Annotated in this window: 16 protein-coding genes; 7 read left to right on the top strand and 9 right to left on the bottom strand. The window is 65.8% G+C overall.

Annotated elements, in window-relative coordinates; all coding sequences use genetic code 11:
* Positions 1–115 precede the first annotated feature (115 nt).
* Positions 116–724 (top strand): DedA family protein, encoded by a 609-nt coding sequence (locus QO014_RS09700; RefSeq protein ID WP_266348476.1) that lies wholly within the window; start codon positions 116–118, stop codon positions 722–724.
* Here the strand turns inward: QO014_RS09700 and recQ are convergent.
* The 9 genes from recQ to mutM form a co-directional block, all read right to left on the bottom strand.
* Positions 716–2,521: a DNA helicase RecQ gene (gene recQ / locus QO014_RS09695; RefSeq protein WP_266348475.1), complete on the bottom strand. Its 1,806-nt coding sequence runs from the start codon at positions 2,519–2,521 to the stop codon at positions 716–718. The two genes, QO014_RS09700 and recQ, sit on opposite strands and share 9 nt — an antisense overlap.
* A gap of 103 nt (positions 2,522–2,624) precedes the next feature.
* Positions 2,625–3,248, bottom strand: coding sequence for a LysE family translocator (locus QO014_RS09690; protein ID WP_266348474.1), 624 nt, complete (start codon positions 3,246–3,248; stop codon positions 2,625–2,627).
* Positions 3,245–4,414 (bottom strand): DNA replication/repair protein RecF, encoded by a 1,170-nt coding sequence (recF, locus tag QO014_RS09685; protein ID WP_266348625.1) that lies wholly within the window; start codon positions 4,412–4,414, stop codon positions 3,245–3,247. The genes QO014_RS09690 and recF overlap by 4 nt, the downstream gene beginning before the upstream one ends.
* Complete coding sequence (gene dnaN / locus QO014_RS09680; protein ID WP_266348473.1) at positions 4,414–5,535, bottom strand: DNA polymerase III subunit beta; 1,122 nt, start codon at positions 5,533–5,535, stop codon at positions 4,414–4,416. Before dnaN ends, recF begins: the two co-directional genes overlap by 1 nt.
* 192 nt (positions 5,536–5,727) lie before the next feature.
* Positions 5,728–7,158 carry a chromosomal replication initiator protein DnaA gene (dnaA, locus tag QO014_RS09675; RefSeq protein ID WP_266348472.1) on the bottom strand — a complete coding sequence of 477 codons (1,431 nt, stop codon included), beginning with the start codon at positions 7,156–7,158 and terminating at the stop codon, positions 5,728–5,730.
* 107 nt (positions 7,159–7,265) lie between these two features.
* Positions 7,266–7,712, bottom strand: coding sequence for a rhodanese-like domain-containing protein (locus tag QO014_RS09670; RefSeq protein ID WP_266348471.1), 447 nt, complete (start codon positions 7,710–7,712; stop codon positions 7,266–7,268).
* A 654-nt stretch (positions 7,713–8,366) separates the two neighbouring features.
* Positions 8,367–8,633: a 30S ribosomal protein S20 gene (gene rpsT / locus QO014_RS09665; protein WP_266348470.1), complete on the bottom strand. Its 267-nt coding sequence runs from the start codon at positions 8,631–8,633 to the stop codon at positions 8,367–8,369.
* A gap of 159 nt (positions 8,634–8,792) precedes the next feature.
* Positions 8,793–9,566, bottom strand: coding sequence for an enoyl-CoA hydratase (locus QO014_RS09660; protein WP_266348469.1), 774 nt, complete (start codon positions 9,564–9,566; stop codon positions 8,793–8,795).
* A gap of 63 nt (positions 9,567–9,629) precedes the next feature.
* Complete coding sequence (mutM, locus tag QO014_RS09655; RefSeq protein ID WP_266348468.1) at positions 9,630–10,490, bottom strand: bifunctional DNA-formamidopyrimidine glycosylase/DNA-(apurinic or apyrimidinic site) lyase; 861 nt, start codon at positions 10,488–10,490, stop codon at positions 9,630–9,632.
* A 112-nt stretch (positions 10,491–10,602) separates the two neighbouring features.
* On the opposite strand from mutM, the gene ubiE reads away from it, so the two are divergent.
* From ubiE to QO014_RS09625, 6 genes are all read left to right on the top strand, one after another.
* Positions 10,603–11,379 carry a bifunctional demethylmenaquinone methyltransferase/2-methoxy-6-polyprenyl-1,4-benzoquinol methylase UbiE gene (gene ubiE / locus QO014_RS09650; protein ID WP_266348467.1) on the top strand — a complete coding sequence of 259 codons (777 nt, stop codon included), beginning with the start codon at positions 10,603–10,605 and terminating at the stop codon, positions 11,377–11,379.
* Positions 11,380–11,384: 5 nt separating this feature from the next.
* The gene (gene ubiB / locus QO014_RS09645; protein WP_266348466.1) at positions 11,385–12,959 is read left to right on the top strand and encodes a 2-polyprenylphenol 6-hydroxylase; all 1,575 of its coding nucleotides are present in this window, start codon (positions 11,385–11,387) and stop codon (positions 12,957–12,959) included.
* A 60-nt stretch (positions 12,960–13,019) separates the two neighbouring features.
* Positions 13,020–13,274 carry a hypothetical protein gene (locus QO014_RS09640; protein ID WP_266348465.1) on the top strand — a complete coding sequence of 85 codons (255 nt, stop codon included), beginning with the start codon at positions 13,020–13,022 and terminating at the stop codon, positions 13,272–13,274.
* Positions 13,271–13,693 (top strand): type II toxin-antitoxin system VapC family toxin, encoded by a 423-nt coding sequence (locus tag QO014_RS09635; RefSeq protein WP_266348464.1) that lies wholly within the window; start codon positions 13,271–13,273, stop codon positions 13,691–13,693. The genes QO014_RS09640 and QO014_RS09635 overlap by 4 nt, the downstream gene beginning before the upstream one ends.
* Positions 13,681–14,913 carry a bifunctional phosphopantothenoylcysteine decarboxylase/phosphopantothenate--cysteine ligase CoaBC gene (gene coaBC, locus QO014_RS09630; protein WP_266348463.1) on the top strand — a complete coding sequence of 411 codons (1,233 nt, stop codon included), beginning with the start codon at positions 13,681–13,683 and terminating at the stop codon, positions 14,911–14,913. Before QO014_RS09635 ends, coaBC begins: the two co-directional genes overlap by 13 nt.
* A 131-nt stretch (positions 14,914–15,044) precedes the next feature.
* A complete protein-coding gene (locus tag QO014_RS09625) occupies positions 15,045–16,082 on the top strand; it encodes an Lnb N-terminal periplasmic domain-containing protein (protein WP_266348462.1) in 1,038 nt (345 codons plus the stop codon).
* Positions 16,083–16,120 lie beyond the last annotated feature (38 nt).

The raw sequence follows: 16,120 nt of genomic DNA, 5'->3' as shown, positions 1-16,120 counted from the left end.
CGGCTGGAAGGTGGCGGGGGATTTCGCTTTTGCCGCTTGCGCCGGAGCGTGCGGACGTCGATCCTGACCAAAGCGCACCCTGGCCGTCTCCGGTGCCGCAAGACCGAACGGAACCATGCACTGGATCGAAGGCTTTCTCGCGACCTACGGGCTCATCGTCGTCTATTTCGGCGTGATCATCGAAGGCGACAGCGTGCTCATTGCGGCTGGGTTTCTCGCCCATCAGGGCGTGATGGACCCTTACGGTGTCTTCCTCGCGGCCTTTGCCGGCTCTCTGACGTCGGACCAGCTGCTCTATTATCTCGGCCGCTATTTCGCGGACACCAGGCTGGTCAAGAAGCAGGTCGAGCGGCCCGCCTTTGCCAAGGTGCTGGAGCTGATCAAGACGCATCGCGTGCTGTTCATCCTCGGCTTCCGCTTCACCTATGGCGTGCGCACGATCAGCCCGATCGCAATCGGCATCGCCGGTGTTCCGGCCGGCCTCTACACCGTCCTCAACGTCAGCGCCGCGATCGTCTGGGCAGCACTGATCACCGGCATCGGCTATCTCTTCGGGCAGCTGATCGAGCGCTATGCCGGGCGCCTGCACGGCATCGAGACCAAGGTGGTGATCGCCCTCGCCATCGGGCTCGCGGTCGTCGCCGCGGGGCATCTCGGCCGCCGCTGGTTCATGCGCCGGCAAGCCAGCCTCGGAACGACCGGGTCGATCGATAAATCAGGCTGAGCCGATCGCGTCGAGGAAGGCCTCGCCATAGAGGACGAGCTTGCGCTCACCCACGCCCTGCACCGCACGCATCTCATCGAGCGAAGCCGGCCGGCTCTCCGCCATTTCGATGAGCGTGCGATCGGGAAAGACCATATAGGCCGGAACGCCTTCATCCTGCGCGATCTCGCGGCGGAGCGCCCGCAATTGCTCGAACAGCGCCGCGGCGGCCGTATCGAGGCCATCGGTGCGGTTTTCCCTCGTCGAGGACATCCGCGCCCGCCGGGCCGGCGCATCCTTGACCTTGCGCAGCGCGATCGTCTCGCGCCCCCGCATGATGGCGTCGCCCTGCTCCGTCAGGCGGAAGCCGCCATGTTCCTCGCTCGCCTCGGCGAGCGCGCCGGCGGCAAAGAGCTGCCGGATGATGGTGCGCCAGATATGGGCGCTCTTGTCCGTGCCAACGCCGAATGTCTTGATCTGGTCATGGCCCTGGCGCTGGATCGTATCGGTCGCCTCGCCGCGCAGGATATCGACCAGATGGGCCGCGCCATAGCGCTGGCCGGTGCGCGCGACGGCCGAAAGCACCTTCTGGGCATCGATCGTCGCGTCCACGAGCTCCGCGCCACCCTGGCAGAGATCGCAGGCGCCACAGGGGCCGCGCTGCTCGCCGAAATAGGCGAGAAGCGTCTGGCGACGGCAGGTCGCCGATTCCGCGAGATCGATCATGGCTGAAAGCCGCCGCTGCTCGACGCGGCGCTGCGCCTCGCTGATTGCCTTGTCGTCGATCTGCCGCCGGCGAAAGGCGATATCCTCAATGCCGTAGAGCGTCAGCGTATCGGCGGGCAGCCCGTCGCGACCGGCGCGGCCGATCTCCTGGTAATAGGCCTCGACGCCCGAGGGCATGTCGGCATGGACCACGAAACGGACATCCGGCTTGTTGATGCCCATGCCGAAGGCGATCGTCGCCACGACGACGACGCCGTCCTCCTGCAGGAAGATGTCCTGATGGCGCGCCCGGACGGCCGGATCGAGCCCCGCATGATAGGCGACGGACCGGATGCCCTTGCCGGTCAGCCAATCGGCGAGCTTCTCGGTCTTGTCGCGCGAGCCGGCATAGATGATGCCGCTATCGCCCTTGTGGCGCGTGAGAAAATCCTCGATCTGCGCGCGGGGCCGCTCCTTCGCTTCGAAGCGCAGATGGATGTTCGGCCGGTCGAAGGAATGCACCACGACGCGCGGCGGGCGCGGGAAGAGCTGGCTGACGATGTCGCCCCGCGTCGCCGCATCGGCCGTCGCGGTCAGCGCCACCACCTGGACCTGGCCGAGCGCCTCGCGCACGGAGGCGAGCTGGCGATATTCCGGGCGGAAATCATGCCCCCATTGCGAAACGCAATGCGCTTCGTCGATCGCAAGGCGCTTCACCTTAGAGGCCGCCAGCAGCGAGACCAGCCCGTCACCGGCAAGCCGCTCGGGCGAGACGAAGAGCAGCGACACCTCGCCGGCGCGGATCCGGCGCAGCGTCTCGCGATTGGCCTCATCGCCATTGCTGGAATTGAGCGTCGCCGCCGAGACACCGACATGGCCCATCTGCTGCACCTGGTCGCGCATCAGCGCGATCAGCGGCGACACGACGACGGTCAGCCCGCCATCGACCACGGCCGGAAGCTGGTAGCACATGGATTTGCCGGAGCCGGTCGGCATCACGGCGAGGACATCCTCGCCCGACAGCACGGCCCCGATCACTTCATCCTGGCCGGGTCGGAAATCGTCATAGCCAAAGACGGATTTGAGCGCCGCGCGGGCACGCGTAAGCGGCATGGATCATCCGGGTCAATTGATTCGTTTGCCGGATGCTAGACCCTTCACCCGCGCTTTTCACGCATGAAGGGCACACCCCGGCAAAGCATAAGGCCCGACGGCTCTATCGTGTCGCGATCGCCACCGCCGCGCCGGCCATCACCGCGCTGCTGCCGCGGTTGACGAGGCGGACCGCCTTGGGACTCGTGATCAGCTGCCGCGCCCGGAGCGCCAAAACGATGTAGAAGCCGAAGACGAGGGCGAGCACGCCGAGCGTCACCACGGCCAGCTCGGCGAAGGCGAGCCCGTCGACACGGGTCAGGTCCACGATGTTGGGCAGAAGCGCCAGATAGAAGATCATCGTCTTCGGATTGCCCATCGTCACCGCGAGGCCGGCGAGGAACAGGCGCAACGTGCTTTCGCGACGCTGATCGGCGACAAGGGCCGGCGGCCGCGCAGGCGCCGTCCACATCTTGTAGGCGATATAGAGCAGATAGGCCGCGCCGGCATATTTGATGACCGTGAAGACCTCGTGGAAGGTCTGCGCCAGCATGGCGAGGCCGAGGACGGCGAACGAAAGCCAGACCACGTCGCCAATCGCCATGCCGGCGGTAAAGGCCACGGCACCATGGCGTCCACGGCCGAGCACACGCGCCAGGATCGCGGCAATACCGGGCCCGGGCGAAAAGGCGGCGACGAAGAGCGCGGCCGCAAAGATCAGCAGACCCGAAATGGACAGGCCGGTCATGATGCATTTCCTCCTGCCGGAATCGTATCGATCCGTCCCGGCTTGACGAGGAATATCTCCGACGATTGCGGCAATTCGGCGAAGAGCGCGGGATCGGCGCCGGTCATGAAGACCTGCCCGCCGAGCCGATCGAGCGCTTCGAACAGTGCCGCGCGGCGGCGCGGATCGAGATGGGCAGCGATCTCGTCGAGGAGCACGATCGGCGCGATGCCGCTCATCCGCGCCACCAGCCGCGCATGCGCGAGGATGATGCCGACGAGGAGCGCCTTCTGCTCCCCGGTCGAGGCGCGGTCGGCGGGTACGTCCTTGGGCCCGTGGCGAACCTTCAGATCGCTGGTCTGCGGGCCGATCAGGGCGCGGCCGGCGGAAGCATCGCGCGGACGGCCATCCCGCAGGGCCGTCCGGAACCGCGCCACCGCCTCGCTTTGGCCGAGAGCCAGCCATTCCTCGACCTTGCCCTCGACCTCGATATCGGCCCAGGGGAAGGGCGAACTGTCGTCGCGATCCTCGGCGATCAGCGCCGCGAGCCGCGCCACCGTCTCGCTGCGGATCGTGGCGACCGCGATGCCGAGTTCGGCGATTTCCGCCTCGATGCCATCGAGCCAGGACCGGTCGGGGGCTGGTTCTTCCAGCAGCTTGTTGCGCGAGCGGAGCGCGCGGTCATAGGCATTGACCCGGCTGCCATGCCGCGCGTCGACGGCGAGCACCAGCCGATCGAGAAAGCGCCGGCGGTCGCCGGCGGAGCCGGAGAAGATCCCGTCCAGCGCCGGGGTCAGCCAGACGATGCGGAGATAATCTGCGAAGGCTGCGGGCGAGGAGGCCGCCGCGCCATCGATCCGGCAGCGCCGGCTGCCGAACTCGCCGCCCGGCTGACGTTCGAGGCCCGTGCCGAGCCGAACCTCGTCATGGCCGGTCCTGAGATGGATCGACACGGCAAAGCCGCCCGGAGCGCCGATCCGCACGATCTCCGAGAGATCCGCCCTACGGAGGCCGCGGCCGGCGGTGAAAAGGGAGAGCGCTTCGAGCAGATTGGTCTTGCCGGCACCGTTTTCGCCCGAGAGCGCCACGAGGCGGCCATGGACGGTCAGGTCCAAGGCCTCGTAGGAGCGGAAATCGGCGAGGATGATGCGCGCAACCTGCGGCGCGGCGATGGGGTCGTCCGCGATCACACGCGCATCGGCATCAGGACATAGAGCGCGTCTTCGTCGCCATCGTCCTGGATCAGCGTCGGCGAACCGGGATCCGCGAGCCGGAAGAGCGCCGTATCCGTCTTCAGCTGCGCGCTGATATCGAGCAGGTAGCGCGAATTGAAGCCGATATCGATCGGATCGGAATCATAGTCGACGTCGAGTTCCTCGGTCGCGGAACCGGAATCCGGATTGTTGACGGTCAGCGCCAGCCGGCCTTCGGAGGAGAGGGCGAGCTTGACGGCGCGGCCGCGTTCGCTCGCGATCGTCGAGACGCGGTCGACGGCGGCGGTGAAGCTGCCGCGATCGACCTTCAGCAGCTTGTCATTGCCCTGCGGAATGACGCGGGCATAGTCCGGGAAGGTGCCATCGATCAGCTTGGAGGTCAGCACGACCGGGCCGAAGGTGACGCGGATCTTGGTATCGGAAATCTCGATCGTCGCCGCCTCGTCGGAATTCTCCAGCAGCTTCTGGATCTCGCCGACGGTCTTGCGCGGGATGATCACGCCGGGCATGCCCTCGGCGCCGGCCGGCACCACGGTCTGCGCGCGCGCCAGGCGATGGCCGTCGGTCGCGACCGCGCGCAGCACAGTGCGGCCCTCGATCGTCGGCGTGTGGAGATAGATGCCGTTCAGATAATAGCGCGTCTCTTCGGTCGAAATCGCGAACTGCGTGCGATCGATCAGCGTCTTGAAGCTCGAAGCCGGCAGCGTGAAGCGGACCGGGAATTCACCCGTGGTCAGATCGGGAAAATCCGATTCCGGCAGCATCTGCAGCGAGAAGTTCGAGCGGCCCGACCGGACCGAGAGCGTCTGGCCGTCGGCGGACGTCTCGAGCACGACCTCGGATCCATCCGGCAGCTTGCGCACGATGTCGTAGAGCATGTGCGCGGGAACCGTCGTGGCGCCGGCCCGGCCAACATCGGCCTGCACCGTCTCCAGGATCTCGAGATCGAGATCCGTCGCCTTCAGCGTCAGCGTCGATCCCGTCGCGCGCAGGAGCACGTTGGAGAGGATCGGGATCGTATTGCGGCGTTCCACCACACGGTGGACGTGATTGAGGGACTTGAGGAGATTGGATCGCTCGAGGGTCGCTCTCATGGAACGCAGAAACCTTGACAGAAAGGCCGCGCTTTGGGCGCGGCACCGAAAGAGGCGGGCATTTGCGCCCTGTACGGACCGTGGAAATTGGCCGGTTCCGGGACGGAACGCAAGGGGCCATGCGCGCTTCGTAAAGGGAACGGGCCGAAGCCCGCCCCGCGAAACGCCGACGACCCGCAGCGGCGCTTCCGCCTATTCGTCGATCATCCGCTTCAGCAGCTCGACTTCCTCGGCGAGGTGCTTGTCGCCCTGCATCAGCTCCTCGACCTTACGCACGGCGTGCAGGACGGTGGTGTGGTCGCGGCCGCCGAAGCGACGTCCGATCTCGGGGAGCGAGCGCGGCGTCAGCGTCTTGGAAAGATACATGGCGATCTGGCGCGGGCGCACGATCGTCCGCGTGCGGCGGCTCGAAAGCAGGTCCGCCTTCGAGACGTTGTAGTGGATCGCGACGATCTTCTGGATGTCCTCGATCTTGACGCGGCGCGGCTCGCGCGCACCGACGAGATCGCGCAGCGTGATCTCGGCCGACGCCATCGTCACGGGCTGGTTGGTGAACTGCCACTGCGCGACGAGGCGATTGAGCGCGCCTTCGAGATCGCGGCCGTTCGAGACCACAGACTGCGCGACATATTCGATGACCGTATCCGGCACGTCGACGCCATTATTCTGGACCTGCGCCGCCACATAGCGGCTCTTCAGGATCTGGCGACGCAGATCGAGATCCGGTGCACCGATTTCGAACGCCACGCCGCCACGAAGGCGCGAGCGAACGCGCTCGTCGAGCGTTTCGAGATCAGCCGCCGGACGATCGGCCGCGACCACCACCTGCCGCGCGCCGTCGATCAGCGCGTTCAGCATGTGGCAGAATTCCTGCTGCACGGACTTGCCCTGCAGGAACTGCAGATCGTCGATCAGCAGCAGGTCGATCTCGCGCAGGCCTTCCTTGAAGGCGATGGCCGACTGGTTCTTCAGCGCCGCCACGAAACGGAACATGAAATGCTCGGCCGTCAGATAGACGACCTTGCGGCTCGGATCGGCCTGGCGGGCCGCCTGCGCGACCGCATGCAGCAGATGCGTCTTGCCGCGCCCGACGCCGGCGTGGATGTAGAGCGGATTATAAGGGGTCGGCCGACCGGCCGGCGTCTCGGCGACGGCGCGCGCCGCCGCATAGGCGACGCGGTTCGCCGTCCCCTCGCAGAAGGTCTCGAAGGTGAAGCGCGGATCGACCGGCGAGCCGGCGCCATCGGCCTCGGTGCGGGCAACCGCCTGGATCGGCGCGGAAGCCGTCGGCAGGAGCGTCGGGGCGATCTGAGGCGCCTCCTCGACCAGCACGGGCTTCTCGACCTTGACCGGCGCGCGAGCACGCACGGCGCCGCGCACGATCAGCTCGACGCGGCGGATCGATTCCATCTCCGACGTCCAGAGCGAGACCAGCTTCTCGAGATAATGCGACTGGATCCAGGACTTCAGGAAGCGCGTGGGCACCGACAGGTTGACGGTGACACCATCAGAATCCTCGAACTCGACGCGCGCGAACCAGCTCGAGAAGACGTCCTCGCCCAGTTCCGTCCTCAGGCGACGCTTAACCCGCTCCCAGAGCGCGGCATCGGCACGGCCGCTCATCGACGACACATCGTCAACAGCGATCGCCCGCAACGCCGAAGCTCCCGAACCGAATTCGCCCGTCCTGTCATCGCGCATCGCAGCCCCTTTTCTCAGTTTGAATTTAGTTACGATTGAACCCACGGCAGGCCCGCGGCTTTCCAGCCGTCAACGAGACCTCTGTGCCGTGCGTCATCCAGGGGCCCCTCGAAGCCCCCCGCAATATTGAAACACCGATCGAACCCGGCCGCCGCCACGGCGCGCGCCGCCGCAAGGCTGCGGGCACCAGACCGGCAGATGAAATAGAGCGCCGTCTCGCGGCCTATGCCGCGACGCTCGAGCTCGGCCGAGAGCACGTCGGCGAAGTCGGCATTGACCTCCATCGCCGGATAGCTCTGCCACTCGACGAGCAGCGTCTCCTTCCCGATCGCACTCAGATCGACAATGCCCACGTAACCCCACTCAGCGCGGGTCCGCACATCGATCAGCATCGCCTGCGGCTCGCTCGAGAGGCCGTCCCAGGCCTCTGTCGGTGAAACATCGCCGGCAAAGCTTCCGGCTGGCGAACGAGACATCGTATCTCCCTCATGCCCTCACTATTCAAAGTAAGGGCTATGCTAGAATTGAACTCTACGCTGGCGTCTGGAGAGCGCCCTCTCAATGGAAGGCAACAAAATACGCGTAGAAACTACAGAATAAACAAACTCAATGTCGGTGATTGCACTAGCCGTCACACTCTTTACTGGCGGGAGGGACAAAACACTCCCAAAGCCGTGACCGGCTCCTACGCACTGGTCGAAGACAACTTCCGTCGCCTTCTCCATGGGGGGAAAATACACAGCCCCCCCGTGCCCCGCAACGCCTCATGACCGAGATAATTCGACCCCGGACCGGCGACGGGTCGGCCGATCGGCCGCCCCTTCCGACTAAACCCTTGCGAGTCAAAGGCTTCACTTCGCGTCGCCGCAAAAGCGGTGCGGAAGCGTAGCGGGCGAAAAATTTTTGAACGTGGCCACTTGACTCCGGAGGAATCGGATGGCGCGACGTAAGCGATGTCCAACCAAGGCATAAGTTATTGGCAAACAATGAAAAAAGGTGCGAAGCAGCGGAAGCTGCCACGGTGCCTTCAGCGGGATTTCTGACATTGAATCAGCCCGTGCAAGCACTTACCCGCATAACAAAAAGCCCGGCCGAAGCCGGGCTGAATGCGAATCCCCAGAAAGGATTAATCAGGCGGTGAGCGCCTTAACGCGGGCCGCGAGACGCGAGACCTTCCGCGAAGCCGTGTTCTTGTGCAGCACGCCCTTCTGGGCGGCGCGCATCAGTTCCGGCTGGGCGTTCTTGAATGCTTCGGCGGCAGCTGCGAGATTGCCGGAAGCGATGGCTTCCTCGACCTTGCGCACATAGGTGCGGACGCGGCTGCGGCGCGTACGGTTGATATCGGCCCGGTGAGCAATCTTGCGGGCAGCCTTCTTGGCGGACGGCGTATTGGCCATGGGGCCTTCCTGATCAATTCGGTTCGTTGGATTTCCGCGCTCATGACCGACGGCCACAGCAATACGGAAGAGGCAGCCTGGTGCCGCCTCGGTTCGAGGGGCGCTTATAGTCGCCTCACGCGTGATCGTCAATCGGCTAAGCGGGTCCGATCGCGGCTTTCAGCGGTTTTGGAACGCCGGTGGCCTTTTCTCGAGGAAAGCGGCCATGCCTTCATGGGCATCCTCGGTCGCGAAAAGCGAATGGAACAGGCGCCGCTCGGTGCGGATTCCGTCGGAAAGCGGCGTCTCGAAGGACCGGCTCACCGCCTCCTTCGCCATCAGGACGGCCGGCCGCGACAGGCCAGCAATCTTCGCGGCGGCGGCGACAGCCGTCTCGACAAGCTCCGCCGCCGGCACGACGCGCGAGACGAGACCGATGCGCTCGGCCTCCGCCGCGTCGATCAGCCGTCCCGTCAGCACCATGTCCATCGCCTTGGCCTTGCCGACGGCGCGGGTCAGGCGCTGCGTTCCGCCGGAGCCGGGAATGAGGCCCAGCGTGATCTCCGGCTGGCCGAATTTCGCCGTATCGGCGGCGAAGACCAGATCGCACATCAGCGCCAGTTCGCAGCCACCGCCGAGCGCGAAGCCGGCGACGGCCGCGATGACCGGCTTGCGGACGCGCGACAGCCGCTCCCACTCGGCGACGAAGTCGTGCATGAAGATGTCGACATAGGAGAGCCGTTGCATCTCGGTGATGTCGGCGCCCGCCGCGAAGGCCTTGTCCGATCCCGTCAGCACGATGGCGCCGATCGCGTCATCGGCCTCGAAGCCATCGAGCGCATGGTTCAGATCGGCGATGAGCTGCCGGCTCAGCGCGTTCAGCGCCTTGGGACGATCGAGGCGGATGAGGCCGACAGCGTCCCGTGTCTCGACGATGATCGTTTCATAGGCCATGAGGCGCTCCGCTCGATGTGATGGACAAGGCGTAGTCGAGCGGACGCATGGCTTCAAGACGGCTCAGCGCTGGCATGTCAGGCAGTGGAAGGTCGAGCGGCCGGATTGGACGGTGCGGGTGACGACGCCTGAGCAGGCGAGATTGGGGCATGGTTCGCCCTCGCGGTCATAGACGCGGAAGGAATGCTGGAAATAGCCGAGTTCGCCATTGGCCTGGCGATGATCGCGCAGCGAGGAGCCGCCGGCCGCGATCGCCGCGCCGAGCACCTCGCGGATCGCTGTGGCGAGGCGCCCGGCCTCCTCAGCGGTGATCGTCCCGGCGGCACGCTCGGGCGACAGGCCGGCCATATGCAGCGCCTCGCAGACATAGATGTTGCCGAGGCCCGCCACGAGGCGTTGATCGAGCAGCGCGGCCTTGAGGGGCGTGCGCTTGCCGGCGAAGAGGCCATGCAACGTCACGCCATCGAAGGCGTTGCCAACAGGCTCGATGCCGAGGCCCGCGAGATGGGGCGTGGTCGCGATATCGGCGCGCCGGACCAGATCCATGAAGCCGAAGCGGCGCGGGTCGTTATAGACGACGCGCTTGCCGTTCGAGAGATGGAAGACGACATGATCATGCGCCGCCTGCTTGTCGCGCGGGTGATAGAAGATGCCGGGCGTCTGGATGGTTCCGTCCTCGACGCGGAACGAACCGGACATGCCGAGATGCATGATCAGGAGCGCGCCATCGTCGAGATCAGCGAGCAGATATTTGGCCCGTCGCCCGAGGCCGATGATCGTCCGGCCCGTCAAACGCTCGGCGAAGCCAGCGGGAAAGGGAAAGCGGAGATCAGGCCGCCTCTGTTCCAGCGCGTCGATCACGGCGCCTTCCATGGCGGGGACGAGACCCTGGCGAACGGTTTCGACTTCGGGCAATTCGGGCATGTGTTCTCGATGCGTCAACGATGCGGTTGGTCTGCCGTGGCGCCATCGCCGCGCTTCGTCTATCAAGGGCGGCAATGAATGCTGGCGTGCGTAATATAAGGAGTGTGGCGTGATGGCGACGGAAACTGTTTCCGACAAGGCAGAACAGCGCGCCTCGTTCGGTTTTCGCGATGTCGAGCTCGACGCCAAGCAGGGCATGGTCGACGCCGTCTTCCACAAGGTGGCGTCGCGCTACGACCTGATGAACGATCTGATGTCGGGCGGCCTGCACCGGATCTGGAAGGATGCGATGGTCTCCTGGTTGTCGCCGCCGTCGAACCGGCCGTTCGAGGTGCTGGATGTCGCGGGCGGCACGGGCGATGTCTCGTTCCGCATCGTCGATCGCTCGCACAAGAACGCCAAGGCCATCGTCTGCGACATCAACACCTCGATGCTCGAGGTCGGCCGCGAACGCGCGGAGAAGCGCGGCCTCGCCGACAACGTCACCTTCGTCGAGGGCAATGCTGAAGAGCTGCCCTTCGAAAGCGGCCGTTTCGACGCCTACACGATCGCCTTCGGCATCCGCAACGTGCCCCGCATCGACCAGGCGCTGAAGGAGGCCTATCGCGTCCTGAAGCCGGGCGGGCGTTTTCTCTGCCTCGAATTCTCCTCCGTCGACGTGCCCGGCCTCGACAAGATCTATGACCTCTATTCCTTCCACCTGATCCCCCAGATGGGCCGCGCGGTCGCGGGCGACGCCGAGAGCTATCGCTATCTGGTCGAATCGATCCGCCGTTTCCCGCATCAGGAGCGCTTCGCGCAGATGATCCGGCAGGCGGGCTTTTCGCAGGTCAGCTACCGCAACCTGACCGGCGGCATCTCGGCGTTGCATTCGGGCTGGAAAACCTGAGACCGATGGCAATCGGCCCCGCCGCTCTCTTCCGCCTCGCGGCGGCCGGATTCGTGCTGGCGCGCGAAGGCGCCTTCTCGATCGTCGATATTGACGACATTCCGCCCGGCGCGGCATTTGGCATCCGCATCGGACGCCTGTTCGAACGCCGCTCCGCGCAGGTTGCCGATCGCGGCGAGCGGATATCGCATGCGCTCAACCGCCTCGGCCCCTCCTATGTGAAGCTCGGCCAGTTCCTGGCGACGCGTGCCGATCTGGTCGGCGATGATGTCGCGGAGGCGCTCGGCAAGCTGCGCGATGAAATCGAACCCTTTGGCGAGGCCGCTGCGCGCGCGACGATCGAGCGCAATTTCGGCCGGCCGGTCGACACGATCTTTTCAGCCTTCTCGCCGCCGATCGCCGCCGCCTCGATCGCCCAGGTCCACAAGGCCGAGGTCACGGATGCCGACGGCACGGTACGCGTCGTCGCGGTCAAGGTCCTGCGTCCCGGCGTGCGCGGACGTTTCCGCCGCGATCTCTCGACCTTCTATGCCGGCGCCGGCCTCGTCGAGAAGCTCGACCCGGCCTCGCGGCGGCTGAAGCCGGTTTCCGTCGTCGACATCCTCGCCCGCTCCGTCTCGATGGAGATGGACCTGCGGCTCGAGGCCGCCGCGCTCTCGGAAATGGCGGAGCGGACAAAGGGCGATCCGGGTTTTCGCGTGCCCACCATCGACTGGGCGCGCACGGCCCGCGACGTGTTGACGCTCGAATGGATCGACGGCGTCAAGCTCTCCGATCCGGCGGGCATCGCCGCGGCCGGCCATGATCCGAAGCTGGTGGCGCGGCACCTGATGCAGGCCTTCCTGCGCCATGCCATGCGCGACGGCTTCTTCCATGCCGACATGCACCAGGGCAATCTCTTCGTCGACGCCAAGGGCGATGTCGTCGCGGTCGATTTCGGCATTATGGGGCGGCTGGGCAAGGCGGAGCGGCGGTTCCTCGCCGAAATCCTCTACGGCTTCATCAAGCGCGACTATCTGCGCATCGCCGAAGTGCATATGGAAGCCGGCTATGTTCCCGCCCGCCATGCGCCGGAGGATTTCGCCCAGGCGCTGCGCGCCATTGGCGAACCGATCCATGGCCAGCCGGCCCGCGACATCTCGATGGCGAAGCTCCTGACGCTGCTCTTCGAGATCACCGAGCTCTTCGACATGCAGACCCGGCCCGAGCTTCTGATGCTGCAGAAGACCATGGTCGTCGTCGAGGGCGTGGCGCGATCGCTCGATCCCGATTTCGACATGTGGGATGCCTCCGAGCCGGTCGTGCGCGGATGGATCGAGCGCAATCTCGGACCGGCCGGCAAGATCGAGGAGGCCGCCGGTGGTCTGTCCGATTTCGGCCGCGCCGCGACGCGCCTGCCCGGCATGGTGGAGCATGGCGCACGCATCGCCGCCCAACTCGACCAGGCGACGCGCAACGGGCTGACGCTCTCGCCCGACACGGTCGAGGCGATCGGCAGGGCCGAGGGACGCGGAAACCGCTGGCTGACCATCGGCATCTGGGTCGTGGCGGCGCTCCTCGCCTGGATCGGCCTCAGGTAGGTCTTTGAATTCGGCCGCTCCGACGTTAAGCTGACGCTACGTCCGGTAGCGGAGGGTTCGATGGCAAGCCCAGCGATTGAAAAGCAGCAGGCCACCAGGGCCCAGGCGATGGGCCCCAAGCCGCAGCAAGGCAAGACCGCGGCCATGCGCATCGCCGAAATTCGAGGCCTGCGCCGTACGCCCGGCGCAGCACGCCCGAATGACAATCTCACCGACGCCATCCGCGCGATCGTCGACCCCGTTGCCGGCGTCGACCTCGATCTGCCGGAGCGGTTAGCCTACCGTGAACCGCCGCGGTTTGACCTAGAATCGTGATCATCCTCGATACGAACGTACTTTCGGAACTCATGAAGCCTGCGGATGCCGCGTCCGAGGCCGTGCTTGACTGGTTCGGCTTTCTGACGGTTGCCGAGGCCTTCACGACCAGCATCACCTTGGCCGAAACGCTCTCGGGCATCGAGCTGATGCCGGGTGGCCGCCGCAAGAACGAAAAAAAGGCGGCGGCAGAGCGGGTCGTCGCGCTCTTCGCGGGCCGCGTCTTTCCCTTCGACGAGCAGGCCGCAACGTACTACGCGCCGCTGCTCTCCGAGCGGCGACGGGCCGGGCGCTCGATAGCGCCTTTCGACATGCAGATAGCCGCCATCGCATTGGCATGCGATATGGGCGTTGCGACGCGCAATGTGAGGGACTTCGAGGATTGCGGCGTCGCTGTCGTCGATCCGTGGGTTCTCTGAACGTGTCATCGCTCTCCTCCACCCGCATCCTGCTCGTCATGTCCGGCGGTATCGCCGCCTACAAGGCGCTCGACTTGATCCGGCGGCTCAAGGAACGCGGCGCCGCTGTCAGTGTCGTCATGACGGAGGGCGCGACCGAATTCGTGACGCCGCTCGCGGCCGGCGCGCTTTCAGGCGGCAAGGTGTTCACCGCGCTTTTTCATCGCGAGGACGAGCACGATATCGGCCATATCCGCCTCGCGCGCGACCATGATCTCGTCATCGTCGCGCCCGCCACCGCCGATCTGCTGGCGAAGATGGCAGCAGGCCTTGTCGACGATCTGGCAACCGCCATTCTCCTCGCCACCAACCGTCCGGTGCTGGTCGCGCCCGCGATGAACCCGCTGATGTGGGCCAATCCCGCGACCGTGCGCAATGTCGCCCGGCTGCAGGCCGACGGCATCCATTTTGTCGGCCCCGAGCGCGGTGAGATGGCAGAGCGCGGCGAGGCCGGAACGGGGCGCATGTCCGAACCGCTGGCGATCGTCGCGGCCGCCGAGGCGCTGCTTTCGCCGGCCGAGAAGCCTCTCGCCGGCCGGCACGTCGTCGTCACGGCAGGGCCGACGCATGAGCCGATCGATCCCGTCCGCTATATCGCCAATCGCTCCTCGGGCCGGCAGGGCTTCGCCATTGCCGAGGCGGCGGCGCGCGCGGGAGCCCGGGTGACCCTGGTCGCGGGGCCCGTTGGCCTGCCCGACCCGCCCGGCGTCACCGTCCGCCGGATCGAGACGGCGCGCGACATGCTCGCCGCCGTGGAAGCGGCGCTCCCTGCTGATATTGCGGTGTTCGCGGCTGCCGTCGCCGATTGGCGGCCGGCGGAAGCCGCCTCCTTGAAGATCAAGAAGGACGGCAGCGGCAAAGTCCCGCCGCTCGCCATGAGCGAAAACCCCGACATCCTCTCGACTATTGCCCACCGGACCGATCTCCGGCCCGGCCTCGTCATCGGCTTCGCGGCCGAGACGAACGACGTGCTGGCGAACGCCGAGGCGAAGCTCGCGCGCAAGGGCTGCGACGTGATCGTCGCCAATGACGTCTCCGCTGGTACGGGTGTCATGGGCGGGACCGAGAATACGGTCCATCTCGTCACCAAAGACGGCATCGAGCATTGGCCGAAGCTGCCCAAGGACGAGGTCGGCACGCGGCTCGTCGGCTGGATCGCGGACCGGATCGGCAAGAGCTAGGCATTTCCGGGCGGCGCGGATCATGATCCACGCGACTCAAATGCGATAAAGCAACGAGATAGAACGCTTATGGCGAGCGTGTCTTCGCCGGAAGACGTTCGGGACTGCGCGGCGGCGCGAAGGAGACGGGGATGCGGGGCGGCTGGCTTGGGCGAATCGGGCGCGGGTTCGTCCATGTGCTTCTGGTGTTCGCGATCGCGCTTTCCGCGCTCTGGATCGGCTTCTGCCTCTATTTCCAGCTGCCGTTCGGCGACGCCGGCCGCACGATCGCAATTGCCGGATGGGCGCTTTTCGCCATCGCCGTGATCGTATTGACCTTCTCGCGGCGCAAATGGCCGGCATCGGCCTGCTATGTCGTCGCGGTCCTCGTCTTCGGCGCCTGGTGGTCGACGATCCTGCCCTCCAACGACCGGGACTGGGCGCCCGATGTCGCCCACAGCGTCTCGGGCACCGTCGATGGCGACATCGTCACGCTGCATAATGTCCGCAATTTCGGCTGGCGCACCGATGAGGATTTCACGCCCCGCTGGGAAACGCGGACCTATGATCTCAGCCAGATCAAGTCCGTCGACCTGATCCTCGCCTATTGGGCCGGCCCGACCATCGCCCACACGATCGTCACCTTCGGCTTCGAAAATGGTGACCACGTCTCCTTCTCCGCCGAGATCCGGCGCGAAAAGACGCAGGCCTTCTCGGCCATTGCCGGGTTCTTCCGTGTCTTCACCCTGGTTCTCGTCGCCGCGGACGAGCGCGATGTCGTGCATCTGCGGACCAATGTCCGCAAGGAGGACGTCTATCTCTATCCGCTCGGCATGCCGAAGGCCGGCATGCGGGCGCTCTTCCTCTCCTATGTCGATGCCGGCAATGCGCTGAACGCGGCGCCGAAATTCTACAATACGTTGACGACCAACTGCACGACCGTGGTCTTCCGACTGATCCGCGCGCTCGATCCGGGCCTGCCGGTCGATTACCGCATCCTGATCTCGGGCCACCTGCCGAGTTATGTGTTCGACCATCAGGGCTACCAGACCGGCCTTTCCTACGAGGAATTCCGCCGCCGTGCCGCGATCAGCGCGCTGGGGCTCGCCGCCGGCGATTCGCCTGATTTCTCGAGTGCGATCCGGCCGCCCACCGGCCTCTTCGTGCCGCGCGATCTGAAATATCCCTGACGGCGCTTGATTTTATTCCCGCGCCGATCGCATCTCCG

It is taken from the genome of Kaistia dalseonensis (genome assembly GCF_030814715.1).
Taxonomy (GTDB): Bacteria; Pseudomonadota; Alphaproteobacteria; order Rhizobiales; family Kaistiaceae; genus Kaistia; species Kaistia dalseonensis.
This window is presented reverse-complemented; position numbering and strand designations above follow the sequence as displayed.